The organism is Sphingomonas sp. Leaf21 (genome assembly GCF_916858675.1).
Classification (GTDB): Bacteria; Pseudomonadota; Alphaproteobacteria; order Sphingomonadales; family Sphingomonadaceae; genus Sphingomonas.
Map to the genome: position 1 here is coordinate 129,717 of NZ_CAKASM010000004.1, position 22,732 is coordinate 152,448.

Here is a 22,732-nt window from a genome sequence, read left to right on the forward strand (position 1 = left end):
ATTCTCCCCTCTCCCCTGGACAGGGGAGAGGGTTAGCGAAGCTTGCCAGCGTGCTGGCTAGCGCAGCTTGGGTGAGGGGTTGAGCGAGCCTTTGGCTCGCGCGCTCTTCGAGCGCTTCACCCCTCACCCAGCTCCGACTAAGCCTTTGCTACGCAAAGACCAAGTCTGCGCAACCCTCTCCCCTCTACGAGGGGCGAGGGAAGGACAGGCATAGTTGAATGTCGATCGGCCCTAGTTCATCACCACATGGAGCGCTATGTCGAACGTCTGAAAACGGGCGCTATCGCATTTTATGGAATGCCGGGCGAGGAGTCCCCGCCCTGCGCTAGCTTGACGATCACCGAAGCAAAACCGAGCCGATTGATTGGCATTTCCGCCTCATATGAGCATCGTTGCGAGGTCTGGATGTTGGTGAGAACGACAAAGCCGTTGTGACGACCGTAAGCTTCGCTGATCTGCTCGCGAAGATGCTTGGCCGAGATATTGCTCATATCAGTCACGGCATACCCGCAATGGCCCCGCTCCGTTGAGACAAATACGCGATACCAGCGGAGCGGCCGGCGGTACTGCCGGTCGGTCTTGTGCCACCGCGAGGCCAGCGATCAGTACCCAGGCTATTATGCAACTGTCGTGGCACGACTGCTGAGCGTCCGCCACTAGGCGAAAGCGGAATGTCCGCTCGTGAGTGAACCCATCCTCCCCCCTCCCCCATATCCGTAACCGGAACACCAACCCGACTGGCCGGTTGAGCGTCTATCAGGTCAGGAGGATTGCCCCATGCTCAAGCTCGCTATCACGTTTCTCGTCGTCGGACTGGTCCTGGGCGCGCTCGGGTTCGGGGGCGTCGGCGGGGCGTTCGTCGGGATCGCCAAGATCCTGTTCTTCATCGCGATCGCGCTGTTCGTGATCTTTCTGGTGCTCGGGCTGGTCGCGGGCAAGTCGGTGAAGAACGCGATCGACTGATCGGGCGATGCGCGACTTCGCGGCCTTGCTCGACGCGCTGATCTATACGCGGTCGCGCAACGCCAAGCTGAAACTGGTCGCGGATTATCTCGCCGCCACGCCCGATCCCGACCGGGGTTGGGCGATGGCGGCGCTGACCGGCGATCTCGATCTGCCGGGCGTCAAGCCCGCGCTGATCCGCGCGCTGATCGAGCAGCGGATCGATCCCGTCCTGTTCCGGATGAGCCGCGACTATGTCGGCGATACGGCGGAGACGGTCGCGTTGTTGTGGCCCGCGCCCGACCGACCGCTCGACCCGGAGCCGCTGTCGGTCAACGCGGTGGTCGAGCGGTTGCGCCATCTGTCGCGGTCCGACGCGCCCGCCGTATTGGCCGACATGCTCGACCGGATGACCGCCGAGGAACGGTTCGCGCTGCTGAAGATGGCGACCGGCGGCCTGCGCATCGGGCTGTCGGCGCGGCTCGCCAAGACCGCCTTCGCGCAATATTTCGGGCTGGACGTCGATGCGGTCGAGGAGGTCTGGCACGGGCTGTCGCCGCCCTATGCCGAGCTGTTCGCCTGGGGCGAGGGCAAGGGCGCACAGCCGACGCCCGCCGACGTGCCGGTCTTCCGCCCCTTCATGCTCGCCCACCCGCTCGAGGATCTGCGTGTCGACCTCGCGGACTATGCCGCCGAGTGGAAGTGGGACGGCATCCGGGTGCAGATCGTCCATGTCTCGGGCCAGACCCGGCTCTACAGCCGGACGGGCGACGACGTCACGCACGCCTTCCCCGATGTCGCGAGCGCGTTCGCCGCGACCGGAGCGGTGGACGGCGAATTGCTGGTCAAGGGTGAGCATCAGGGCGGCACGCTGGAGGATGGCGGCGGCGCGGCGAGCTTCAACGCGTTGCAGCAGCGACTGGGGCGCAAGACGGTGTCGGCGAAGATGCTGGCCGACTATCCCGCCTTCGTCCGGCTTTACGACATATTGGTCGACGGGACGGAGGACCTGCGCCCCCTTCCCTGGACAGAGCGGCGACAGCGGCTGGAGGCGTTCGCGGCCAGGCTCGATCCCGAACGCTTCGACGTCAGCGCGGTGATCGAGGCGGCGGACTTCACCGCGCTGGAGGGCCTGCGCGAGACCGCGCGCGATGCGGCGATCGAGGGGGTGATGCTCAAGCGGCGCGACTCCCCCTATAGTGGCGGGCGTCGCGTCGGCCTGTGGTACAAGTGGAAACGCGATCCGCTGACCGCCGATTGCGTGATGATGTATGCACAGCGCGGCAATGGCCGCCGGTCGAGCTATTATAGCGACTATACCTTCGGGTGCTGGACCGAGGAGGGGGAGCTGCTCCCTGTCGGCAAGGCCTATTCGGGGATCACCGACGAGGAATTGCGCGCGCTCGACCGCTTCGTCCGCGCGCATACCGTCCAGCGTTTCGGCCCGGTGCGCGAGGTGGAAAAGACGCTGGTGCTGGAGATCGCGTTCGATTCGATCCACGATTCGAAGCGACACAAATCGGGGGTCGCGATGCGCTTCCCCCGGATCGCCCGCATCCGCACCGACAAGCCCGCCGAGGAGGCGGACCGGGTGGCGACGTTGAAGAGGCTGGTTACGTGATTCCGGCGTTCGGCGGGGCCACCACGGCCAGCGCCGTGCCCCTCCACCATCGCTTCGCGGTGGTCCCCCTCCCCAAGCATGGCTTGGGGAGGAACAGGGGTCAGTCGCCGACGCGTTCGATGTCGGCGCCGACCGCGGACAGCTTTTCTTCCAGCCGCTCATAGCCGCGATCGAGATGGTAGACGCGGCTGACCGAGGTTTCGCCCTCGGCGGCGAGGCCCGCCAGGATCAGGCTCATCGAGGCGCGCAGGTCGGTCGCCATCACCGGCGCGCCGGTCAGCTTGCCGACGCCCTTCACCATCGCGGTGCGGCCATGCACCTGGATGTCCGCACCCATCCGCGCCAGTTCGGGCACGTGCATGTAGCGGTTCTCGAAGATCGTCTCGGTCAGGGTGCTGGTGCCCTCCGCCTTGCACAGCATCGCCATGAACTGCGCCTGCATATCCGTGGCGAAGCCCGGATAGGGTGCGGTCGACAGGGTCAGCGGCTGGAGCGGGCCATGCGCCGTGACGCGGATCGAGTCGCGCGTCTCCTCGACGGTCACCCCGGCCTCGACCAGGGCGGCGAGCGTCGCGCGCATATCGTCGGCACAGGCGCCGACCAGTTCCAGGTCGCCGCCGGTGATCGCGGCGGCACAGGCATAGCTGCCCGCCTCGATCCGGTCGGGCATCACCGAATAGGTCGCGCCGTGCAGCCGCTCGACCCCTTCGATGGTCAGCGTCTCGGTCCCGACGCCGTCGATCCGCGCGCCCATCGCGATCAGCAACCGGCACAGATCGACGATCTCGGGCTCACGCGCCGCATTGCCCAGCACCGAGGTGCCGCGCGCGGTGGCCGCGGCCATCAGCGCATTCTCGGTCGCGCCGACCGACACGACGGGGAAGGTATAGCGTCCGCCCGACAGACGTCCGCCCGGTGCGCTGGCCTTCACATAGCCGGCGGTCAGCTCGATCTCGGCGCCGATCGCCTCCAGCGCCTTGAGGTGCAGGTCGATCGGGCGGTTGCCGATCGCGCAGCCGCCGGGCAGCGACACCCGCGCCTCCCCCGCGCGCGCCAAGATCGGGCCGAGCACCAGGATCGACGCGCGCATCTTGCGAACGATGTCGTAGGGCGCCTCGGTCGAGAAGAGCTGCCCGGCGCGGATCGTCATGACCCGCCCGAAATCCTCGGGCCGCGTGCCCTCGACACGGGTCGAGGCGCCGATCTGGTTGAGCAGATGGCCGAACCCGTCGACATCGGCGAGACGCGGCAGGTTGCGCAACGTCACCGGCTCGTCGGTCAGGATCGCGCAGGGCATCAGGGTGAGGGCGGCGTTCTTTGCGCCGGAGATCTTCAGGCGGCCCGACAGCCGGTTGCCGCCGCGAATGAGGATACGGTCCATAGACCCCGCTCCCTAGCGGACCCGCGCGCCACCGCCAAGGGTCAGGCGTAACCCGTCGCCGACGAATCGTCCGATGAAATGCCCGGACGGACCGCCACGCAAGAATAGGGCCGGTTGATCGATATTAATGCAGCTTCCTGCCCTCCGTGGCTAAGGCATTGATCCGTTCGGGGGATGAGGTGTCAGTGTCAAATTTCGGACTTGCTGATCGCCTGGACCGATGGGTCGATCTGACCCCGGCCGAGCGTGATGCGCTGGCGCGGCTGGAGGAACGGCCAAGGCCGATCCGGCGCGGCCTGGTCTTGATGGACGAACAGGCGCGCAGCGACGACCTCTACGTCGTGCTGCAGGGCATGTTGATGTGCTACGTCCTGCTCGACGACGGCAGCCGCCAGATCGTCCGCTTCCTCTTTCCGGGCGATCTCTTCGCGATGTCGACATTGGTCTATGGCCGGTCGCCCGACACGGTGGTCGCGATCTCGAACGCGGTGGTCTGCGCGTTCGACCGGTCGCACATCACCCGGCTCGCGGTCGAGCATCCCCGCCTGTTCAGCCTGATCCTCGTGCTCAACCAGATCGAGCGGGTCATCACCACCGATCGGCTCGCCGGACTGGGTCGCACCTCGGCCCGCGCGCGGGTCGCGACGCTGCTGCTGTCGTTGCGTGGGCAGATGCGCCAGGCGGGACTGACCATCGGCGCGTCGTTCGTGCCCGGACTGACGCAGGAGGAGATGGGCGACGCGATCGGGCTGACCGCGGTGCATGTGAACCGGATGCTCCGCGTGCTGGAGGACGAAGGGCTGATCAAGCGCGAGGGCGGCCGCGTCTTCCTGGTCGACGAGGCGCGCCTGGCGCGCGAGGCGGGCTATATCGACCGGTTCGAGGACCTCGATCTCAGCTGGCTGCCGCCCGCGCGCTAGGCGGGACGGCATGACGCATCGTCTTTTCCTCCCCCTCCCCCTGGCAGGGGGAGGGGGAAGCGTCGGTCAGAACAGGTCGGCGGTCATGACCTTGTTCCACACCCGCACGAAGTCGCGGACCATGCGACCCTGGCCATCCTCGGCGGCGTAGAATTCGGCGATGTTGCGCAGTTGCGAATTGGCGCCGAAGATCAGATCGTTGCGCGTCGCGGTGAAGCGCGTCTCGCCGGTCCCGCGATCGTCGATGGTGAAGCGCATCCCCGCGTCGTCCTGCTTGGTCCAGACATGATCCATGTCGGTCAGCACGCGGAAGAAGTCGTTGGTCAGCACCCCGACCCGGTCGGTGAACACCCCGTCGGGCGATCCGTCCCAATTGGTGCCCAGCGCGCGCAGGCCGCCGGTCAGCACCACCCATTCGGGTGCGCTGAGCTTCAGCAGCGCCGCCTTGTCGAGGAAGAGCTGTTCGGCGGGCACCCGGCCTTGCGTCATCTCGGCGAAGTCGGGATCGACATAGTTGCGGAACCCGTCGACCACCGGCTTCAGCCATTCGAAGCTGTCGGCGTCGGTCAGTTCGTCGGTGGTGTCGCGCCGCCCGGCCGTGAAGGGCACCGCCTGTGCCGTGCCCGCATCCGCCGCCGCCTTCTCGACCGCCGCGCAGCCGCCCAGCACGATCATGTCGGCCAGCGACACGCGCTTGCCGTCCATCGCCGCCTCATTGAACGACGCCATCAACTCGCGCAATGTCGCGACGACGGGAACGGTGCGGCGATTGACCGCCCAGTCCTTCTGCGGCGCCAGCGCCAGCCGCGCGCCGTTCGCGCCACCGCGCTTGTCACTGTCACGATAGGTGACGGCCGCCGAAAAGGCGGTGAAGACCAGGTCGGAGACCGACAGCCCGCTATCCAGGATGCGCTGCTTCAACCGGGTCATGTCGGCGGTGTCGATCAGCGGGTGATCGCGAACCGGGATCGGATCCTGCCACAGCAGGTCGGGCTCGATGGTCACCTCGGGCCCGACATAGCGTTCGCGCGGCCCCATGTCGCGGTGGGTCAGCTTGTACCACGCCTTGGAGAATTGCTCGGTGAAATAGTCGAAATCGTTGAGGAAGCGCTCGCAGATCGGGCGATAGGCCGGATCGACCTTCAACGCGATGTCGCTGGTCATCATCATCAGCGCATGGGTCTTGCCCGCGATATGCGCATCGGGCGTGCGCGGCGCATCGGCATCGACCGGGGTCCATTGCAGCGCGCCCGCCGGGCTGCGCGTCTGCTGCCACTCCAGGCCCAACAGATTCTGCAGATAGCTGTTGTCCCAGTGTGTCGGATCCTGGGTCCAGCTTCCCTCGATCCCGTTGGTCATGGTGAACTCGGCATTGCCGGTGCCCTCCGGATTGTGCCAGCCCAGGCCCATCTCCTCGATCGGCGCGATTTCGGGCGGTGCGCCGATCCGGTCGGCCTTGACCATGCCATGGCTCTTGCCGAACGCATGGCCGCCCGCGATCAGCGCCACCGTCTCCTCGTCGTTCATCGCCATCCGGGTGAAGGTGATGCGGATGTCGCGCGCCGACGCCATCGGATCGCCGCTGGCATACGGGCCTTCGGGATTCACATAGATGAGCGACTGGTGCGAGGCCGCCAGCGGCTGTTCCAGATCGTAATCGGCATCGCCATTCTGGCCGCGCCAGCGTTTGTCGCGATTGACCATCTCGTCGAACGACCCGACCTTGGTCATGTCGAAGACCTCGGGGCCCCAATAGGTGGCGTCATCGGCCTCCCACGCATCCTCGCGGCCGCCGCCAAAGCCATAGGTGGGCAGCCCCATGATCTCGAGCGAGCAGTTGCCGGTCAGCACGATCAGGTCGGCCCAGGACAAGGCCGCGCCATATTTCTGCTTGATCGGCCAGAGCAGGCGACGCGACTTGTCGACATTGCCATTGTCCCACCAGCTGCTGATCGGGGCGAAGCGCTGCATCGCCTCGCCCGCGCCGCCGCGACCGTCGGCAATCCGATAGCTGCCCGCCGAATGCCACGACATGCGGATCATCTGCGGCCCGTAATTGCCATAGTCGGAGGGCCACCACGCGACCGAGCTGGTCAGGAAGCTCTTGATCTCCGCCTTCAGCGCCTCGAAATCGATCTTGGCGAAGGCGGCGCGATAATCGAACCCCTCGCCCAGCGGGTTGGCCTGGGGACCATGGCGGTGGAGCTGCTCGACGCGGAGCCGGTTCGGATACCAGTCGGCCAGCGTCGGTGGCGCGGTGAACGCCCCGCCGATCCGGTCGCCGCCGAAGGGGCACTTGCCCTCGAGAACCGTCTTATAGTCTTCCATACGCCCACCTCATATTCGGGGTCATCGTGAGAAACGCTGATTCTAGAGCGAGATAAGACTGGCGGGCTTGGGAACATCGTCACGACCGCGCCCAGACCCCGTCATCATCGTCACCGTCATGAAGGATCCGTCATCTTGCGGTGCCGGATCGGCACCGTCGCTGCTCATCGCGGTTAACGTCGCGCCGTCCCGGTCGATCCTTCGCGCACCGCGATGCAGCCGGAAAAAGCCATCATAAATCAGAATTTAGTCTTTGCGGATCGATTCGGATCGCCGGACGTACCGACATGGCCTGGCGCGTCCTGTCGGGTTTTCGGGCACGGGAGACGTGATGGGATCGGCGGCGATCGTCGGCGCGGGGATGGCGGGCCTGGCCTGTGCCGCGGAACTGGTGGAAGCGGGCTGGCGGGTCGCGCTGTTCGACAAGGGCCGCCACCCCGGCGGACGCATGTCGAGCAAGACGGTGCGGGCCGAGGGGCTGGACTTCGCCTTCGATTACGGCGCGCAATATATGACCGTGCGCGATCCCGGCTTCGTCGAACAGGTCCGCGCCTGGGAGGGCGACGGGGTAACCGCGCCCTGGCCCGTCATGGGCGAGGATAGCTGGGTCGGCGTGCCGGGGATGAGCGCGATCCTGGCGCATATGGCCGAGCCGCTGGCACCGCGTTGGTCGACGCATATCCGCGCGCTGACGCGCGACGACGATGGCTGGCACCTCGACCATGACGGAGGGCGCGAGGGGCCGTTCGATGCGGTGGTGCTGGCGCTTCCCGCGGAGCAGGTGCTCGCGCTGGCCGGGCAGCACGCCCCCGAGCTGGCGGCGCTGGCGATGGCCAGTTCGTCCGCGCCATGCTGGACGGTGCTGCTGGGATTCGACACGGGCCTGCCCGCCCCCGACAGGCTCGACGCGGCGGGACCGATCGACTTCGCCGCGCGCAACGGCGCCAAGCCGGGTCGTCATGGCGGCGAGGCCTGGACGATCCACGCCACCGCCGACTGGTCACGCCGGCATCTGGAAAGCGACGCCGCCGGGGTCACCGCGCTGCTGCTCCGCGCGCTGGAGGAGCGGGTCGGCACGCTGCCGACGCCGGTCCACGCCGCCGCGCATCGCTGGCGCTATGCCCGGTCGGCCAGGGCGGGGATCGGCGCCTATCACGCGCCCGCGATCGGGCTGGCGGCCTGTGGCGACTGGCTGCTCGCCCCCAGAGTTGAAAGCGCGTGGCTGTCGGGCCGACAGGCGGCGGAGATGATGCGCGAAGGCTGATCCTCCCGCCACGGGGAGGAGGCGTACGGCAAGGGAGCCTGCGCCCCCCTTCGTCAGGCCGTCACGCCTTTTCCAGCGTGCATTGCAGCGGGTGCTGGTTGGCGCGTGCGAAGTCGATGACCTGCGCCACCTTGGTCTCGGCGACTTCGTACGAGAAGACGCCGCACACACCGACGCCGCGCTGATGGACGTGGAGCATCACGCGGGTGGCGTCGTCCATGCTCATGCGGAAGAAGCGCTGGAGGCAAAGCACGACGAATTCCATCGGGGTGTAATCGTCGTTGAGCATCAGGACGCGGTAGGGAGTCGGCTGCTTGGTGCGCGTGCGGGTCCGCGTCGCGACGCCCAGGCCGTTGCCGTCGTCGTCTCCGTGATCGGGGCCCCGACCGGGCCCGCGTCCCGGCCCATTGCCGGTCATTCCCAGAGGATGGGTGAGTAGGTCGCTGTTCAGGGCCATGATGACGTAAAATATGGCATGGCGGGGGGTGGGCACAAGTCCTTGGCGCCCGAAACCAACGCATAAATCGAAAGCGCGGTCTCCACCCTGTCCGGCAGAGAGGGAGCTTCTCGAAATGGCCGCCCTAATGGAAATCGCGCGAACGGGGCAGCAGCCGGACGTCGCGCGGATGTATCCCGCGCTGCGCGACCGGACCGCGCGGGTCGTGCGAGCGAGTCGGGGCGGCGGGAATATCCTCCAGCCGGGCCAGCATCGCGCTGCGATCCTCGACCCCGGCGGTCATCACATGCACCACCCCTTCCTCGCTGCGCTGGATCACGCCATGGATCAGCATCAGCCGCGCCGCCATCACCGCGCGCCGGTTCGCCTCGAAATCCCGTGCCCAGAGCAGCGCGTTGACGACTCCCGTCTCGTCCTCGATCGTGACGAAGATCGCATTGCCCTTGCCCGGCCGCTGGCGCACCAGCACCACCCCCGCCACCTTCACCCGCCGCCCGTCGCGCAGATTCCGGAGGTCGGCGGCACGGACGATACCCTCGACCGCCAGTTCACCGCGCAAAAAGGCCATGGGATGCCCCTTCAGCGACAAGCGGGTCGCCCGGTAATCCGCCGTCACCTCTTCGGACAGCGCCATGGGGGGCAGGACGACGTCGGGTTCGGCGGCCATTTCGGGGGCCTGCATCGCGGCGAACAGCGGCAGCTGCGCCGATTTCATCCGCCGCGCCTCCCACTGCCCCTCGCGTCGTCCCTGCCCCAGCGTGCGATAGGCGTCACCCTGGGCCAGCAGGTCGAGCGCGCGGCGCGGCAACCCACCGCGGATCGCCACCGATTCGATCCGGTCATAGGGGGCGTTGGCGGCGATCGCCGTTCCCCACAGCTCTCGAAACCCGTCGATCTGGCGAAAGCCCAGCCGCAGCGCGAACGTCCCGTCGCCGCGTCGTTCCAGCCGGTTGTCCCAGCCGCTGTGATTCACATCGACCGGCCGCACCTCGACCCCGCCATTCTCGCGCGCGTCGCGGACCAGTTGCGCGGGGGCATAGAAGCCCATCGGCTGCGCGTTCAGCAGCGCGCAGGTGAAGATCGCGGGCTGATGGCATTTCAGCCAGGCCGAGACATAGACCAGCCGCGCGAAGGACAGCGCATGGCTTTCGGGGAAGCCATAGGAACCGAAACCCTCGATCTGCTTGAAACAGCGTTCGGCGAAGTCCGCCTCGTAACCGCGCGCGACCATGCCGCCGACCATCTTGTCGCGAAAGCCGTCCATGGTTCCGACATTGCGGAAGGTCGCCATGGCGCGGCGCAACTGGTTCGCCTCGTCGGGCGTGAATTTCGCCGCGGTGATGGCCAGCTTCATCGCCTGTTCCTGGAACAGCGGCACGCCATAGGTCTTGCCGAGCAGGGTCCGCAATTCGTCCGCCGGACCGTGATCGGGGTGGGGCGAGGGATAGACGACCCGCTCCTTCCCCGCCCGGCGGCGAAGATAGGGGTGCACCATGTCGCCCTCGATCGGTCCCGGCCGGACGATCGCGACCTGCACGACGAGATCGTAGAATTCGCTGGGCTTCAGCCGGGGCAGCATGTTGATCTGCGCGCGGCTTTCCACCTGGAAGACGCCGATGCTGTCGCCCTTTTGCAGCATCGCATAGACGCGGTCGTCCTCCTCCTGCGCCAGACCGTCCAGATCGGGGCGCGGCAGCCCGTTGGCCTCCATCAGGTCGAACGCCTTGCGGATGCAAGTCAGCATGCCGAGCGCCAGGATATCGACCTTCATGATCTTCAGTTCGTCGATATCATCCTTGTCCCATTCGATGAAGGTGCGCCCCTCCATCGCGCCGTTATGGATCGGCACCGTCTCGTCGAGCCTGCCTTGCGTCAGTACGAAGCCGCCGACATGCTGCGACAAATGACGCGGCGCGCCGAGCAGCCGGTCGACCAGCATCCGCAGCCGCGCGATCTCGGGATTGTCGGGGGAGAAGCCGGTTTCGTGGAAGCGCTTCTCCTCGAACTGCTTGGCAAAGCTGCCCCAGACGGTGCTGGTCAGCCGCTGCGTCACATCCTCGCTCAAGCCCAGCGCACGGCCGACTTCGCGCACCGTGCTGCGCGGACGATAATGGATGACAGTCGCGGCGATGGCGGCGCGGTGGCGGCCATAGCGGTCATAGATATACTGGATCACCTCCTCGCGCCGCTCATGCTCGAAATCGATGTCGATATCGGGCGGCTCCTTGCGCTCGGTCGACACGAAGCGGGAGAAGAGCAGGTCGTGCTTGGTCGGATCGACCGAGGTGACGCCCAATATCCAGCAGACCGCCGAATTGGCCGCCGATCCCCGCCCCTGACAGAGAATGGGCTGCGGCCGACTGCGCGCGAACCGCACCACGTCATGCACGGTCAGGAAATAATGGGCATAGTCGCAGTCGCGGATAAGGGTCAGTTCCTCGGCCAGCGTGGTCCGTAGCTTGTCAGGCACGCCATCGGGAAAGCGCTCGGCGGCCCCCCGCCGCACCAGTTCCTCGAGCCAGTCCTGCGCCGCCCACCCCTCTGGCACCGCCTCATGCGGATAATCATAGGACAGGTGATCCAGCCGGAACATGATCCGGTCGAGGATTTCCACACTCGCCGCCACGGCCTCCGGCCGGTCGGCGAACAGCCGCGCCACCTCGGGCGCGGGCTTCAGGTGCCGCTCGGCATTGGCGGCCAGCCGCCGCCCGCCGGTTCGGACGGTCAGCCCCTCGCGGATACAGGTCAGTATATCCTGTACCGGACGGTCGGCGGGCGCGGCGAACAGCGCATCGGTGGTGGCGAGCAAGGGCACGCCCCGCGCCTCGGCCAGCGCGGCCTGCGCCATCAACCGCCGCCGGTCCGTCCCCGATCGCGGCATCGTCATGCCCAGCCACACCCGCCCCGGCGCCACCTTTACCAGCCGATCCAGCGTCGCCCCCAGCCCCGGATCGGCGCGCTGCGGGGGCAGCATCGCATCGGTCATCGGCTCGCAAGGCCGCGCGCTCGACATGGGGAGCACGATCAGTAGCATATCCTCGGCATGGCGCGTCAGGTCGCCCAGCCCCAGGATGCAGCCACCCTTGCGCGCCCGCTTGTTGCCCAGTGTCAGCAAGCGGGTCAGCCGCCCCCAGCCCGTCCGGTCGATGGGATAGGCGACGATGTCCGGCGTGCCGTCGGCGAAGACGAGCCGCGCCCCGACGACCAGTTCGAACGGGGGCATCCATTGGCCGAGCTTCTGGCGGATTTCGCGCAGCGCCCGATGCGCCCGCACCACCCCCGAGACCGTGTTGCGATCGGCGATGCCAATTCCGCCCAGCTTCAACAGGATCGCCCGCTGGACCATCGCCTCCGCCGAACTCGCCCCGTCGAGGAAGGAATAATGGGTCGCCGCGACCAGTTCGGCGAAATCGGGCATTTAATCCTCCCCGGCACGGGGAGGATCTTGGCAATCCCCCCTCATGCGAACAGCCCGTGGACATACCAGCGCGGCCGCTCGGTTTCGCTGTAGAGGCCGTGGCGGAAGATCCAGAAGCGCCGCCCGCGCACATCCTCGACCCGGTAATAGTCGCGCGTCGGCGGGGCCATGTCGGCGCGGCGCCACCATTCGCCCGCGATCCGCTCCGGCCCTTCCGCCCGCGCCACGTCATGCATCTTCCGCCGCCAGCGAAACCGCGCCGGCGGTCCGTCGGGCGTCTCGGCGGCGAGCGATTCGATCGGCTGGGGCGGGTCGAACAGATGGATCGGCCGCATCGGCGGCTCGCCCGGTTCGGGCCGGATCCATTCGGCGCAGGGCGCATCCTGAGTCGCGGGCAGCAGCAATTCGGCCTGTTCGGGGATATGGCTATCACGCGGATGGATGCGCCGCACCCGCTCACGCCCCAGCCGCGTGCCTAGCCGGTCGATCAGCGCCGCCACCGCCTCCGACTTGGCCTCGCCCCCCTCCAGCCGCAACTGCACCGCGTCCAGCTTCTCGGCCAGCCCCACGTCCAGCCGGATCAGGTCGTATCCGAATCCGGGATCCAGCGGATCGGCCAGCGCGTCGATCCGCTCGCGGAACAGCCGCGACAGCAAGGCGGGATCGCGGGTCGGCTGCCCCGTCTCGACGCGCAGGCTCTGCACCTCGCCATCCGCGCGGAACAGTCGCGCCTCCCAGCGCCTTCCGCCCTCGTGCCGCTCCTCCAGCGCCCGCGCTGCCTCACCCGCCAGTTCCTCCAGCACCGCCAGCATATGCTCGGTCCTGGCCACCGGCTCGGCGAAGCGGCGCTCGACCGCGATCGGCGCGGCCACCACGCGCGGGGTCAGCGGGCTGTCCTCCTCGCCGGTCAGCCGCCTGAGCGCGGTCGTCGCCTCGCGCCCGAAGCGCGACGCGATCGTCGCCATCGGCCGCGCCAGCACATCGCCGACCGACTTCAACCCCGCCGCGACCAGCGCCGCCGTCGCATCCTCGTCCAGTTCCAGCGCGGCCACGGACAGGCGGCGGATCGCGCCCAGCTCGTCCGGGGCGGGTGCGCCCGCATGCCGCGCCAGCGCGCGCGCCGCCTCGGGCGTGTCGCCATAGGCCAGCCGCACGGTGATCCCGCGCCGCGCCATCCGCATCTCGATATCCTCGGCCAGCCCGCGCTCGCCGCCGAACAGGTGATCCGCGCCCGCGCTGTCGAGCACCAGCCCCTGTGGCGGATCGAGCGCCACCGCCGGGCTGTAGCGCCGCGCGCCCTCGGCCAGCCGTTCCAGCCAGTCGGCATCGGCGGCGGGGTCGTGCGGATACACCTCGATCTCCGGCACCCGCGCCCGCGCATCGGCGAGGCTCAGCCCGACCGACAACCCCGCCGCCACCGCCCCCCTGTCGAGCGCGGCGAGCCGCATCGCGCCGCCCACCGATTCGGCAAAGACGATCGGCGCCTCATCGCGTCCCACGAACAGATGCGGGCGGCGAGCCCGCAACCGCTCGATCGGCAACCAGGGGAAGACGAGCGCCAGGTAGCGGCGCGGGATCGAAGCTTTGCGTGTCACGGTTCCACTCCACACGCCACCGGGCGCCCGCGGGCCCTCCCCGTCGGCGCAGCAATTCCAGGTCATAGGCGGGGGCGCCCGGCGCATCGGCGGCCAGCGCGCGCGACGGGGCGGACGCGACCGCCCAGCGGGTCGCGGCCGCACTCGGCACCGCCTGTCCGCCGACACGCAGCAGGATCATCACCACGCCCGAGGCTTCGGCCGAGAGCATCAACCGGCGCGAGGCGGTGAGGTCATAGCCCCGCATCGCCCCCCAACCCTCCGCGATCACCGTCCCCAGCCCCGGACAGCGCGCGCCATCCGCCGCCGCGCGCAGCAATGCGGCATCGTCGGCGACCACCACCACGACCAGATCGGCGGGGTCCAGCCCCATCGCGACCAGCCCCGGCCCATGGAGTCGCCCACCCTCACGCTCGGCGGATTCGGTCCGCAGCCACAGCAGCGGTCGCGCCGCCACCGCCAGCACGCACCCCATCGCGAACCCCGCTCCGCTGGCCGCCTCCTCAGAAGAAAGCGCATGAATTTCATGAAGTTGTGCCCGATCCAATCGGGGGATACCCGGCCCCGCCATGGCCGCGTCGTCGCCGCCCACATCCCTCGCCAGGGCGGCGGCGCGGCGCAAACGGTCGATCAGGGCGAAGGGCTCCTCCATGTATGTTCTTGTAATGTTCTATATTCCCGGCCGCCAGTCGGAAAAATTCTGAAAAAAGTGCTTGCCGGTTCGAAAACCCACATCTATTAGCGCGCCTCACCCCAGCCGGTTCGCCGGTTCGGAACGCCAGAGCGGGCGTAGCTCAGGGGTAGAGCACAACCTTGCCAAGGTTGGGGTCGAGGGTTCGAATCCCTTCGCCCGCTCCAGTCTTCTTAAAGACTTGCGACCAAGCCATCGGTGATGGCAAATATCCCGGTCCCCATAGCCGATACCGAAAGCGCGCTATCGCGTCGCGTCGGAGCGCCGTTCTTCTCCTGTAAAGGAATGCGGCAGGTCCAACGGTGGCACTGGCTGTGCCGGCCGCAAGAGCCGGACTGCCCTTGTGGAAGGTGACACCCCCTTCACCAGGCTTTGCATGGTCCGTCTTACCTTCGCCGGGATGGTGCGAGGAGCGTTGCCATGCCCGGAGTGCGGCTCCATAGTCATGGGCGTAGCCAGCACGCATGGCTTCCGGGGATTAGTACCCCCGATGTGACCGGTGGATGCTGACCGTAACAGCGTCACACTTCCTGACCCTATGGTCGGGGAGCCTGTGGCGTATGTCCAAGGCTTCTCGCCCAAAGGCCGCAGGGCCGAGTCACTTCGGTGTACTAACTCCCCGATCACCAAGGGATCAGGTGGGAAGTCCATAGCGGGGGCGTACCGCATCGGACTTCCGGGGAGATGGGCGATGCCACGAGGCACCCGGCATGTTCTCACTGGCACGCTGCGACGGACCCGGTTCGGTCATGTGCTCGAAATCGACGGCGGCGGGGTTTGGCAATTCGACGCGCCTTGGTCAGCCGCCAAGCGGCATTGCAACCAGCGGGTGACGGTAGAGGGAACCCGATCGGGCTTCGACCTGCTCGACGTCGACCGCATCGCCCCGGTCGATCATCCGACACGCTGATGGATCACGACGCGATGGCTTTTTATACCCCGGCCATGTCGATTCGCCCCGCCCGACCGCAAGACGCAGCCGCCATCGCCGCGATCATCCTGCCCGTGATCCGCGCGGGCGAGACCTATGCGCTCGACCGGGACATGGGCGAGGCGGCGGCCATCGCCTATTGGATGGGGAGCGACCGGGCGAGTTTCGTCCTCGAACGGGAGGGCGCGATCCTGGGCACCTATTACCTCCGCGCCAATCAGGCGGGTGGCGGGAGCCATGTCGCCAATGCGGGCTATGCGACCGCCGCCGCCGCGCGTGGCAAAGGGGTCGCGCGGGCGATGGCGCTGCATTCCTTCGATGAGGCGCGGGCGCGCGGGTTCACCGCGATGCAGTTCAATTTCGTCGTGAGCAGCAATGCCGCCGCGGTCCATCTGTGGACGGCGCTGGGCTTTGCGACGGTGGGCCGGGTGCCAGAGGCGTTCCGGCACCCGGCGCACGGCGCGGTCGATGCATTGGTCATGCACCGACCGCTCTGACCGTCTATCCCTCGCGCGCGACCTGGAAACCCGCGAAGGACTGGCTGACCGGCATCAGTTCCAGCCGGTTGATGTTGAGATGCGGCGGCAGTTCGGCGACCCAGAGCAGCGTCGCGGCGATGTCCTCGCCGGTCATCGGGTCGGACCCGGCATAGAGCGCGTCCGAGGCCGCCTGGTCGCCGCCGGTGCGGATGGTGGTGAATTCGGTTTCGACCATGCCCGGTTCGATCGAGGTCACGCGCACGCCCTTGCCATGCAGGTCGGCGCGCAGGTTCAGCGAGAATTGCTTCACGAACGCCTTGGTCCCACCATAGACGTTGCCGCCGCTATAGGGATAGTTGGCCGCGACCGACGACAGGTTGATGATCCCCCCGCGCCGCTCGATCAGGCGGGGAAGCAGCCGGTGGGTGATGGTGATGAGGCCGTCGATATTGGTCGCGATCATCGTGCGCCACTGCGCCAGGTCGCTGTCCTGCGCGGGCTTTGTGCCGAGCGCCAGCCCGGCATTGTTGATGAGCAGGTCGATCGCGGCAAAATCCGACGGCAGTCCCGCCAGCGCGGCGTCGAGCGCGTCCTCATCGGTGATGTCGAAGACGAGCGGGTGGAACGCCCCGCCCAGCTCCCCGGCCAGCGCCTCCAGCCGGTCGGCGCGGCGGCCGGTGCCGATCACCCGCCAGCCGCTGGCGACGAAGGCACGCGCCGTCGCGGCACCGATTCCGGCGGTCGCGCCGGTGACGAGGACTGTACGGGTCATTCTGGCAAATCCCTCTCGAATGGACGCGAAGGACGCTATCCGCCGCGCCCGCGTCTGGCAAAGCATGTCCCGGCAAAAGCCGTCACCATGATGATGCGTTCCAACGCTATCCGACTGTCGCGACCGGGTTTTCCCCGGATGGTCCGGATCGTCGCGTCCGGCCAGGACGATGGTGGGAGAAACGCGATGACCCTCTGCACGGAGACGAACCGGCTTATCATCGATCCATCGGCGGACGGCCGCTTCCCGCGCGCGCAGGGTGGGCGATGCGACTTCCGGCCGGCGCTGGGCCCGGCACTTGAAGGCGCGATCGCATCCGACATGGGCGATCCGGCCGCCGTCCGTACCGTCTATCCCCGCCCGTCCTCGCCCGTGGATCGCGAAGACTGGGTGCGTATCCGCTGGTAGCGGGGATGGTTGCGGGGCGACGGCCCCTCTCCCACATAGGCGGGACGCTGGCGGCACGGCCGCATCATCCAGGACTTCGCATGTCTCGCCCGATCCGTATCGACTTCGTCTCCGACGTCTCCTGCCCCTGGTGCATCATCGGCCTGCGCGGCCTGGAGATCGCGCTCGAGCGGATGGGCGACGCGGTGGAGGCGGACCTGCATTTCCAGCCGTTTGAGCTCAACCCCGCCATGGCGCCCGAGGGTGAGAATATCGTCGAGCATATCGGCCGCAAATATGGCGCGAGCCCCGAACAGTCCGCCGCCAACCGCGCGACGATCCGCGAACGGGCGGCGGCGGTCGGCTTCACCATGGCGATGGGCGATGATGCGCGCATCTACAACAGCTTCGACGCGCATCGCCTGCTCCACTGGGCGGGGATCGAAGGGCGACAGGCCGAATTGAAGCACGCGCTGTTCGACAGCTATTTCACGCGGGGCGAGGATATCTCGAACCCCGACATCCTGATCGGCGCGGTCGTCCGCGCAGGCCTTCCCGAGGCGGAGGCGCGCGCGATCCTGGCGTCCGACCGCCATGCGAACGAGGTGCGCGAGGCGGAGCGGCAATGGCAGGGCAAGGGCATCCAGTCGGTGCCCGCGATCGTCATCGACAATCGCTACCTCATTTCGGGCGGTCAGCCGCCCGAAGCGTTCGAACAGGCGCTGCGCCAGATCGCGGCCGAAGCCTGAATTTTCCCGGAGAAGGAGTTCCCCATGGCCGACCCCCGTTACGCCAAGACCGAGGAAGCCCTGTCGCGGCTGACCCCCGAGCAATTCTACGTCACCCAGCAGAGCGGCACCGAGCGTCCCGGCACCGGCGAATATCTCAACACGCGTGAGCCGGGCCTGTATGTCGACATCGTCTCGGGCGAGCCGCTCTTCGCCTCGGCCGACAAGTTCGATTCGCATTGCGGCTGGCCCAGCTTCACCCGGCCGATCGAGCCCGCGCATGTCAACGAACTGCGCGACGCCAGCCATGGCATGATCCGCACCGAGGTCCGCTCGGCGCATGGCGACAGCCATCTGGGCCATGTTTTCCCCGACGGCCCGCCCGATCGCGGTGGGCTGCGCTACTGCATCAACTCCGCCTCGCTACGCTTCGTGCCGCTGGGGGAGATGGAGGCGCAAGGCTATGGCGACTATATCGACCAGGTTCGCGCGGCGGAGCAGGGCTGATCCACGCCTCCCCCGCTGGGGGAGGAGGATCGATTGACGTTTACGGCACCTTTTCCCCGTCCGGTCGTTGGGCTCGCGCAACGACAAGCGATCGGACACGGGGGGTTGGGTAATGGCGATGATCTGGGGCTGGACCCCCTTGCTGCTGGGCGCGCCCCTGTCGCCGCAACAGACGACCGATCCGGTGCCCACCGCCGCCCGTGCCGCGCCGACCAGTGCGGAGGGCGATACGCAACGCCCCCCGACGCGCCGCCGCCCCGTCCGCCCCTCGGACAGCGCGCCGTCGGCGATCACCGCGGACACCCGACGGACGCCGCCGCCGGGGATCATCGGCGACTGGCACGAGATCCGCACCCGCCTCAACGATCGCGGCATCACCGTCACCGCGCGCTACGCGTCGGAGACCGCGGCCAACCTGACCGGCGGGCGCAAGACATTGATTCGCGAGACGGGGCAGTTCGATGCTGGCGCGCTGTTCGATCTGGAGAAGGTCCTCGGGCTCAAGGGCGGCGCGTTCCAGGCCACCCTCACCTATCGGCGCGGCCGCAACCTCAGCGATGACGCCGCGCTCGGCACGCTGCAGCAGGTACAGGAGGTCTACGGCCGCGGCCAGACGCTGCGCCTGACCCAGTTCTGGTATGAGCAGCGGCTGGGCGACCGGTTCGAGCTGAAGCTGGGCCGCACCAATCCGGGCGAGGATTTCGCGATCTTCTCCTGCCATTTCATGAATCTGAGCTTCTGCGGCGCGCAGCCGGGCAATCTCGTCGGCGATGCCTGGCAGAACTGGCCGATCAGCCAGTGGGGGGCGCGGCTGCGCTACGAACCGCGCGACGACCTGTATGTCCAGGGGGCGGTCTACGAGATCAACCCGCGCAACCTCGATACCGATTTCTTCATAGGCCATTTCAAGGGTGCGACCGGCGTGCTCGTTCCCGCAGAGATCGGCTGGATCAACAATGCCGGTTCGGGGCGGATCGGATCGTACAAGCTGGGCGGTTGGGTCGCGACGGCGGATGCGGCGGACGTGTTCCTCGACATCAACCGCAGACCCGTGGCGATCACCGGACTCGCCCCGCTCGAGCGCAGCAGCCGCTACGGCGTCTACGTCAACATGCAGCAACAGCTTACCGGCGAGACCAGGGACGGCAAGGCGGAGAACGGGCTCAGCGTCTTCGTGAACGCGACCCAGGCCGACCGCGCGACCAGCGTCACCGACAATCAGGTCGCCGCCGGGCTGTTCTACAAGGGGCTGGTTCCCGCCGTGCCCGGCGACGTGCTGGGCATCGGTGTCGCGCGCACGCATGTGAACGGCCGCGTCGCCGAGGGAGAGCGGCTCGATCCCCGCCGCCCGGCGGTGCAGGGATCGGAATATGCGGCGGAAGTCTATTACAGCATCCACCCCGTCGAATGGCTGGAGATGCGACCCAATATCCAGTTCGTCCACCATCCCGGCGGCTATTCGCAGGCCGACGACGTCACCATATTGGGGATGAAGGCCGCGTTCATCCTGTGAGCCCCCCGATTCACGACCCGTTCAATCGCTTCCGCGCAGGACGGGTGCGCCAAAGGAGTTTGATATGATCCGTTCGATTGTGGCGTCCGCCCTGATGGCGCCGACCGCCATGGCACTGGTCGCCGCCCCCGTCCCCGCCGCCGCGCAGACCGGTGGCGACCTGGCGGCGGTGCAGCGCCACCTGCAATCGGTGCAGACGATGACCGCCGACTTCACCCAGACCGACCGGGCGGGGAAAGTCCTGACCGGCACGCTGACCATGAAGAAGCCGGGCAAGATCCGCTTCCAGTATGAAAAGGGCGTGCCGCTGCTGATCGTCGCGGACGGTGGCAGCCTGTGGTTCCTCGACTATTCGGTCGGGCAGAAGCAGCGCTGGCCGATCAAGAACTCGCCGCTGGGCGTGCTGCTCGACCCCAGCCGCGACATCGGCCGCTATGCCAAGGTCGTGCCGAGCGCCGATCCGCGTCTGCTCTCGGTCGAGGCGAACGATCCCAAGCATCCCGAATATGGCAAGATCACGCTGGTCTTCGCACGCGATGCGTCCGCGCCCGGCGGATTGATGATGCAGGGCTGGGTCGCGCTCGACAGCCAGAACAACCGCACGACGATTCGCCTGTCCAATCAGCGATTCGGTGTGCCCGTGGACGACAAGGCGTTCCGATTCAACGATCCGCGGAGGGCGCCGACGCGAAACTGAACGGTGGCGAGCCGTTTCATTCATCCGGGCGACAGGTTCGCTGCCCTATCAAGGCGCTGCGGTTGAGGGGTCTTCGAGATTCCCCCCTGTTGCTCGAATGAGCACCCTCATCCCGCCTGCGTGACGAACGCTAGGTCGGCCCTCGTTCCATGCCCCCGGAGCGAGGGCCTTTCCTTTTTCCATCCCCTCCATTCCGCCCCTTGCGGGTCTGGAATTGCGGGGCCGCACAATCTTGTCTCCCCCCCGCCCCGCCGCTACATCGGCAGCCGTGAAAATCGCCTCCTGGAACATCAACTCGGTGCGGTTCCGCGCCGCCATCGTCGAGCAATTCCTGAAGGATGCCGCGCCCGACATCTTGTGCCTGCAGGAGACGAAGGTCGTCGATGACGACTTCCCCTTCGACCTGTTCCGGTCGCTGGGTTACGACCACATCATCATCCATGGCCAGCGTATGCACCACGGCGTCGCCATCGTGGCCCGCGTGCCCATCACCGAGGACGACCGCCTGGACTGGCAGGCCAATGCCGAGGCGCGGCATGTCGGCATCCGACTGCCGAACGGCGTGCGGCTGGAGAATGTCTATATCCCCGCCGGCGGCGACGTGCCGGACCGCGAGGTGAACCCGAAATTCGGGCAGAAGCTCGATTTCCTCGGCCGCATGATCGACTGGTCGGGCAAGCTCGACTGTCCGACGATCCTGACCGGCGACTTCAACATCGCGCCGCTCGAATCGGACGTGTGGAGCCACAAGCAGTTGCTGGACGTGGTCAGTCATACCCCGATCGAGGTGGAGACGCTGGCGAAGCTCCAGGCGTCGAACGACTGGGTCGATCTGGGCCGCCACTTCATCCCCGCGCCGCAGCGGCTCTATACCTGGTGGAGCTACCGCGCGAAGGATTGGGCGGCGTCGGATCGCGGGCGGCGGCTCGACCATATGTGGGCGACCCGGGACGTGGCGGCAAAGGCCGTGTCGCATCAGGTGTTCGAGGGGTGCCGGAGCTGGCTCAAGCCGTCCGACCATATCCCGATCATGACGGAATTCGATTTTTGAGCACCGATGCCAAGGCCGCCGCGCGCGCGATCGATGCGCTGCGCCGGGGCTGGCCGATCGCGATTGAGGGACAGGCGCTGCTCGCGGTCGAGACGGCCGACCCGTTGCGCCTGTCCGCCTTCGATCCCGAGGGCCGGGCGCCCGTTCTCATTTCGGCGGGACGCGCCGCGACGCTGAAGTTGACCAATCAAGCGGAGGCCGCCGACCCCGATGCCGCCGTGCTGGTCGAGCGCGCGCCGTGGATCGACTTTGCCGCCGCGACCGCGCTCGCCGATCCGCAATTCGATCTCGCGACCCCGCTGAAGGGCCCGTTTCGCGCGCTGCCCCTGCCCGACCCGGCCATCGCGGCGGCGGCGATCCGGTTCGCGCGGATCGCGGGGATGCTGCCTGCCTTCTTCGTCGGCGGCGACGGGGTCGAGGCGGAGATCAGCCTCGCCGATATCGCCGCGCACGAAGATGCCGAAGCGCTCGCCATCGCCACGCGCGCGCGCCTGCCCGTCGCGGGCGCGGAGGATGCCGAGATCGTCGCCTTCCGCTCCCCCCATGCGGCGGGCGAGCATGTCGCGCTGCTCATCGGCCAGCCGGACGGACACCCGCCGCTGGTTCGCCTGCACAGCGAATGCCTGACCGGCGATGTGCTCGGCAGCCTGAAATGCGATTGCGGCCCGCAATTGCATGCCGCGATCCACGCCATCGCCAAATCGGGCTGGGGCATATTGCTCTATCTGCGGCAGGAGGGGCGCGGAATCGGGCTGGTCAACAAGCTGCGCGCCTATCAGCTTCAGGATCAGGGGTTCGACACGGTCGACGCCAACACCCGACTGGGCTTCGCGATCGATGCGCGCGATTTCGGCGTGGCGGCGCGGATGCTGCGGTTGCTGGGGCAGGACCGGGTGCGGTTGCTGACCAACAATCCGGCCAAGGTTGCGGGGTTGGACGCCGCGGGGGTACAGGTGATCGAATGGGTCGCGCACAGCCTGCCGCCCAATCCGCATAACGAGCGTTATCTGGCCACCAAGCGCGACCGGACCGGGCATCAGCTATAAGCCC

At 67.6% G+C, this 22,732-nt stretch carries 21 protein-coding genes and 1 tRNA gene; 14 read left to right on the forward strand and 8 right to left on the reverse strand.

The window, feature by feature from the left end:
- Positions 1 to 290: 290 nt before the first annotated feature.
- Positions 291 to 491 (reverse strand): hypothetical protein, encoded by a 201-nt coding sequence (locus LRP66_RS05855; RefSeq protein WP_230481577.1) that lies wholly within the window; start codon positions 489 to 491, stop codon positions 291 to 293.
- Between the two features lie 286 nt (positions 492 to 777).
- On the opposite strand from LRP66_RS05855, the gene LRP66_RS05860 reads away from it, so the two are divergent.
- Together LRP66_RS05860 and LRP66_RS05865 are read left to right on the forward strand one after the other, a co-directional pair.
- On the forward strand, positions 778 to 963 hold the full coding sequence (locus LRP66_RS05860; RefSeq protein ID WP_230481578.1) for a DUF1328 domain-containing protein: 186 nt from the start codon (positions 778 to 780) through the stop codon (positions 961 to 963).
- 7 nt (positions 964 to 970) lie between these two features.
- Positions 971 to 2,563 (forward strand): cisplatin damage response ATP-dependent DNA ligase, encoded by a 1,593-nt coding sequence (locus LRP66_RS05865; protein ID WP_230481579.1) that lies wholly within the window; start codon positions 971 to 973, stop codon positions 2,561 to 2,563.
- A gap of 100 nt (positions 2,564 to 2,663) precedes the next feature.
- On the opposite strand, the gene murA is transcribed toward LRP66_RS05865, so the two are convergent.
- Positions 2,664 to 3,944, reverse strand: a complete 1,281-nt coding sequence (gene murA, locus LRP66_RS05870) for a UDP-N-acetylglucosamine 1-carboxyvinyltransferase (RefSeq protein ID WP_230481580.1) — start codon at positions 3,942 to 3,944, stop codon at positions 2,664 to 2,666.
- A gap of 185 nt (positions 3,945 to 4,129) precedes the next feature.
- On the opposite strand from murA, the gene LRP66_RS05875 reads away from it, so the two are divergent.
- A complete protein-coding gene (locus LRP66_RS05875; protein WP_230481581.1) occupies positions 4,130 to 4,864 on the forward strand; it encodes a Crp/Fnr family transcriptional regulator in 735 nt (244 codons plus the stop codon).
- Between the two features lie 66 nt (positions 4,865 to 4,930).
- Here LRP66_RS05875 and katG read toward each other — a convergent pair whose 3' ends face one another.
- Positions 4,931 to 7,192, reverse strand: a complete 2,262-nt coding sequence (gene katG, locus LRP66_RS05880) for a catalase/peroxidase HPI (protein WP_230481582.1) — start codon at positions 7,190 to 7,192, stop codon at positions 4,931 to 4,933.
- Positions 7,193 to 7,445: 253 nt separating this feature from the next.
- Here katG and LRP66_RS05885 point away from each other — a divergent pair, with 253 nt between their 5' ends.
- Positions 7,446 to 8,456: an NAD(P)/FAD-dependent oxidoreductase gene (locus LRP66_RS05885; RefSeq protein WP_230481583.1), complete on the forward strand. Its 1,011-nt coding sequence runs from the start codon at positions 7,446 to 7,448 to the stop codon at positions 8,454 to 8,456.
- A 61-nt stretch (positions 8,457 to 8,517) separates the two neighbouring features.
- Here LRP66_RS05885 and clpS read toward each other — a convergent pair whose 3' ends face one another.
- The 4 genes from clpS to LRP66_RS05905 all read right to left on the reverse strand — a co-directional run bounded on the left by clpS (position 8,518) and on the right by LRP66_RS05905 (position 14,578).
- On the reverse strand, positions 8,518 to 8,874 hold the full coding sequence (gene clpS, locus LRP66_RS05890; protein WP_230481658.1) for an ATP-dependent Clp protease adapter ClpS: 357 nt from the start codon (positions 8,872 to 8,874) through the stop codon (positions 8,518 to 8,520).
- Between the two features lie 163 nt (positions 8,875 to 9,037).
- Complete coding sequence (locus LRP66_RS05895; protein WP_230481584.1) at positions 9,038 to 12,331, reverse strand: error-prone DNA polymerase; 3,294 nt, start codon at positions 12,329 to 12,331, stop codon at positions 9,038 to 9,040.
- 41 nt (positions 12,332 to 12,372) lie between these two features.
- Positions 12,373 to 13,926 (reverse strand): Y-family DNA polymerase, encoded by a 1,554-nt coding sequence (locus LRP66_RS05900; protein WP_230481585.1) that lies wholly within the window; start codon positions 13,924 to 13,926, stop codon positions 12,373 to 12,375.
- Positions 13,817 to 14,578, reverse strand: coding sequence for an ImuA family protein (locus LRP66_RS05905; RefSeq protein ID WP_230481586.1), 762 nt, complete (start codon positions 14,576 to 14,578; stop codon positions 13,817 to 13,819). The genes LRP66_RS05900 and LRP66_RS05905 overlap by 110 nt, the downstream gene beginning before the upstream one ends.
- Positions 14,579 to 14,709: 131 nt before the next feature.
- Between LRP66_RS05905 and LRP66_RS05910 the strand changes: the two genes are divergently transcribed.
- From LRP66_RS05910 to LRP66_RS05920, 3 genes are all read left to right on the forward strand, one after another.
- Positions 14,710 to 14,784: transfer RNA gene (locus tag LRP66_RS05910), tRNA-Gly, on the forward strand.
- Between the two features lie 524 nt (positions 14,785 to 15,308).
- Positions 15,309 to 15,527, forward strand: coding sequence for a DUF5818 domain-containing protein (locus tag LRP66_RS05915; protein WP_230481587.1), 219 nt, complete (start codon positions 15,309 to 15,311; stop codon positions 15,525 to 15,527).
- A gap of 14 nt (positions 15,528 to 15,541) precedes the next feature.
- A complete protein-coding gene (locus LRP66_RS05920; protein WP_230481588.1) occupies positions 15,542 to 16,045 on the forward strand; it encodes a GNAT family N-acetyltransferase in 504 nt (167 codons plus the stop codon).
- A gap of 4 nt (positions 16,046 to 16,049) precedes the next feature.
- Here LRP66_RS05920 and LRP66_RS05925 read toward each other — a convergent pair whose 3' ends face one another.
- Positions 16,050 to 16,799, reverse strand: coding sequence for an SDR family NAD(P)-dependent oxidoreductase (locus tag LRP66_RS05925; protein WP_230481589.1), 750 nt, complete (start codon positions 16,797 to 16,799; stop codon positions 16,050 to 16,052).
- Positions 16,800 to 16,985: 186 nt separating this feature from the next.
- Between LRP66_RS05925 and LRP66_RS05930 the strand changes: the two genes are divergently transcribed.
- From LRP66_RS05930 to ribA, 7 genes are all read left to right on the forward strand, one after another.
- Positions 16,986 to 17,207 carry a hypothetical protein gene (locus LRP66_RS05930; protein ID WP_230481590.1) on the forward strand — a complete coding sequence of 74 codons (222 nt, stop codon included), beginning with the start codon at positions 16,986 to 16,988 and terminating at the stop codon, positions 17,205 to 17,207.
- An 80-nt stretch (positions 17,208 to 17,287) separates the two neighbouring features.
- Positions 17,288 to 17,935: a DsbA family oxidoreductase gene (locus LRP66_RS05935; RefSeq protein WP_230481591.1), complete on the forward strand. Its 648-nt coding sequence runs from the start codon at positions 17,288 to 17,290 to the stop codon at positions 17,933 to 17,935.
- A gap of 24 nt (positions 17,936 to 17,959) precedes the next feature.
- Complete coding sequence (gene msrB, locus LRP66_RS05940; RefSeq protein ID WP_230481592.1) at positions 17,960 to 18,421, forward strand: peptide-methionine (R)-S-oxide reductase MsrB; 462 nt, start codon at positions 17,960 to 17,962, stop codon at positions 18,419 to 18,421.
- Between the two features lie 112 nt (positions 18,422 to 18,533).
- Positions 18,534 to 19,934 (forward strand): carbohydrate porin, encoded by a 1,401-nt coding sequence (locus LRP66_RS05945; RefSeq protein ID WP_230481593.1) that lies wholly within the window; start codon positions 18,534 to 18,536, stop codon positions 19,932 to 19,934.
- A gap of 64 nt (positions 19,935 to 19,998) precedes the next feature.
- Positions 19,999 to 20,631 carry a LolA family protein gene (locus LRP66_RS05950; protein ID WP_230481594.1) on the forward strand — a complete coding sequence of 211 codons (633 nt, stop codon included), beginning with the start codon at positions 19,999 to 20,001 and terminating at the stop codon, positions 20,629 to 20,631.
- A 268-nt stretch (positions 20,632 to 20,899) separates the two neighbouring features.
- Positions 20,900 to 21,682, forward strand: coding sequence for an exodeoxyribonuclease III (locus tag LRP66_RS05955; protein ID WP_230481595.1), 783 nt, complete (start codon positions 20,900 to 20,902; stop codon positions 21,680 to 21,682).
- Complete coding sequence (ribA, locus tag LRP66_RS05960) at positions 21,679 to 22,728, forward strand: GTP cyclohydrolase II (RefSeq protein WP_230481596.1); 1,050 nt, start codon at positions 21,679 to 21,681, stop codon at positions 22,726 to 22,728. Before LRP66_RS05955 ends, ribA begins: the two co-directional genes overlap by 4 nt.
- Positions 22,729 to 22,732 lie beyond the last annotated feature (4 nt).

Coding starts and splice junctions, on each gene's coding strand:
- LRP66_RS05855 (WP_230481577.1), bottom strand. CDS start 491: ATGAGCAATATCTCGGCCAAGCATCTTCGCGAGCAGATCAGCGAAGCT.
- LRP66_RS05860 (WP_230481578.1), top strand. CDS start 778: ATGCTCAAGCTCGCTATCACGTTTCTCGTCGTCGGACTGGTCCTGGGC.
- LRP66_RS05865 (WP_230481579.1), top strand. CDS start 971: ATGCGCGACTTCGCGGCCTTGCTCGACGCGCTGATCTATACGCGGTCG.
- murA (WP_230481580.1), bottom strand. CDS start 3,944: ATGGACCGTATCCTCATTCGCGGCGGCAACCGGCTGTCGGGCCGCCTG.
- katG (WP_230481582.1), bottom strand. CDS start 7,192: ATGGAAGACTATAAGACGGTTCTCGAGGGCAAGTGCCCCTTCGGCGGC.
- clpS (WP_230481658.1), bottom strand. CDS start 8,874: ATGACCGGCAATGGGCCGGGACGCGGGCCCGGTCGGGGCCCCGATCAC.
- LRP66_RS05895 (WP_230481584.1), bottom strand. CDS start 12,331: ATGCCCGATTTCGCCGAACTGGTCGCGGCGACCCATTATTCCTTCCTC.
- LRP66_RS05905 (WP_230481586.1), bottom strand. CDS start 14,578: ATGGAGGAGCCCTTCGCCCTGATCGACCGTTTGCGCCGCGCCGCCGCC.
- LRP66_RS05915 (WP_230481587.1), top strand. CDS start 15,309: ATGCCACGAGGCACCCGGCATGTTCTCACTGGCACGCTGCGACGGACC.
- LRP66_RS05920 (WP_230481588.1), top strand. CDS start 15,542: ATGGCTTTTTATACCCCGGCCATGTCGATTCGCCCCGCCCGACCGCAA.
- LRP66_RS05925 (WP_230481589.1), bottom strand. CDS start 16,799: ATGACCCGTACAGTCCTCGTCACCGGCGCGACCGCCGGAATCGGTGCC.
- LRP66_RS05930 (WP_230481590.1), top strand. CDS start 16,986: ATGACCCTCTGCACGGAGACGAACCGGCTTATCATCGATCCATCGGCG.
- LRP66_RS05935 (WP_230481591.1), top strand. CDS start 17,288: ATGTCTCGCCCGATCCGTATCGACTTCGTCTCCGACGTCTCCTGCCCC.
- msrB (WP_230481592.1), top strand. CDS start 17,960: ATGGCCGACCCCCGTTACGCCAAGACCGAGGAAGCCCTGTCGCGGCTG.
- LRP66_RS05945 (WP_230481593.1), top strand. CDS start 18,534: ATGGCGATGATCTGGGGCTGGACCCCCTTGCTGCTGGGCGCGCCCCTG.
- LRP66_RS05950 (WP_230481594.1), top strand. CDS start 19,999: ATGATCCGTTCGATTGTGGCGTCCGCCCTGATGGCGCCGACCGCCATG.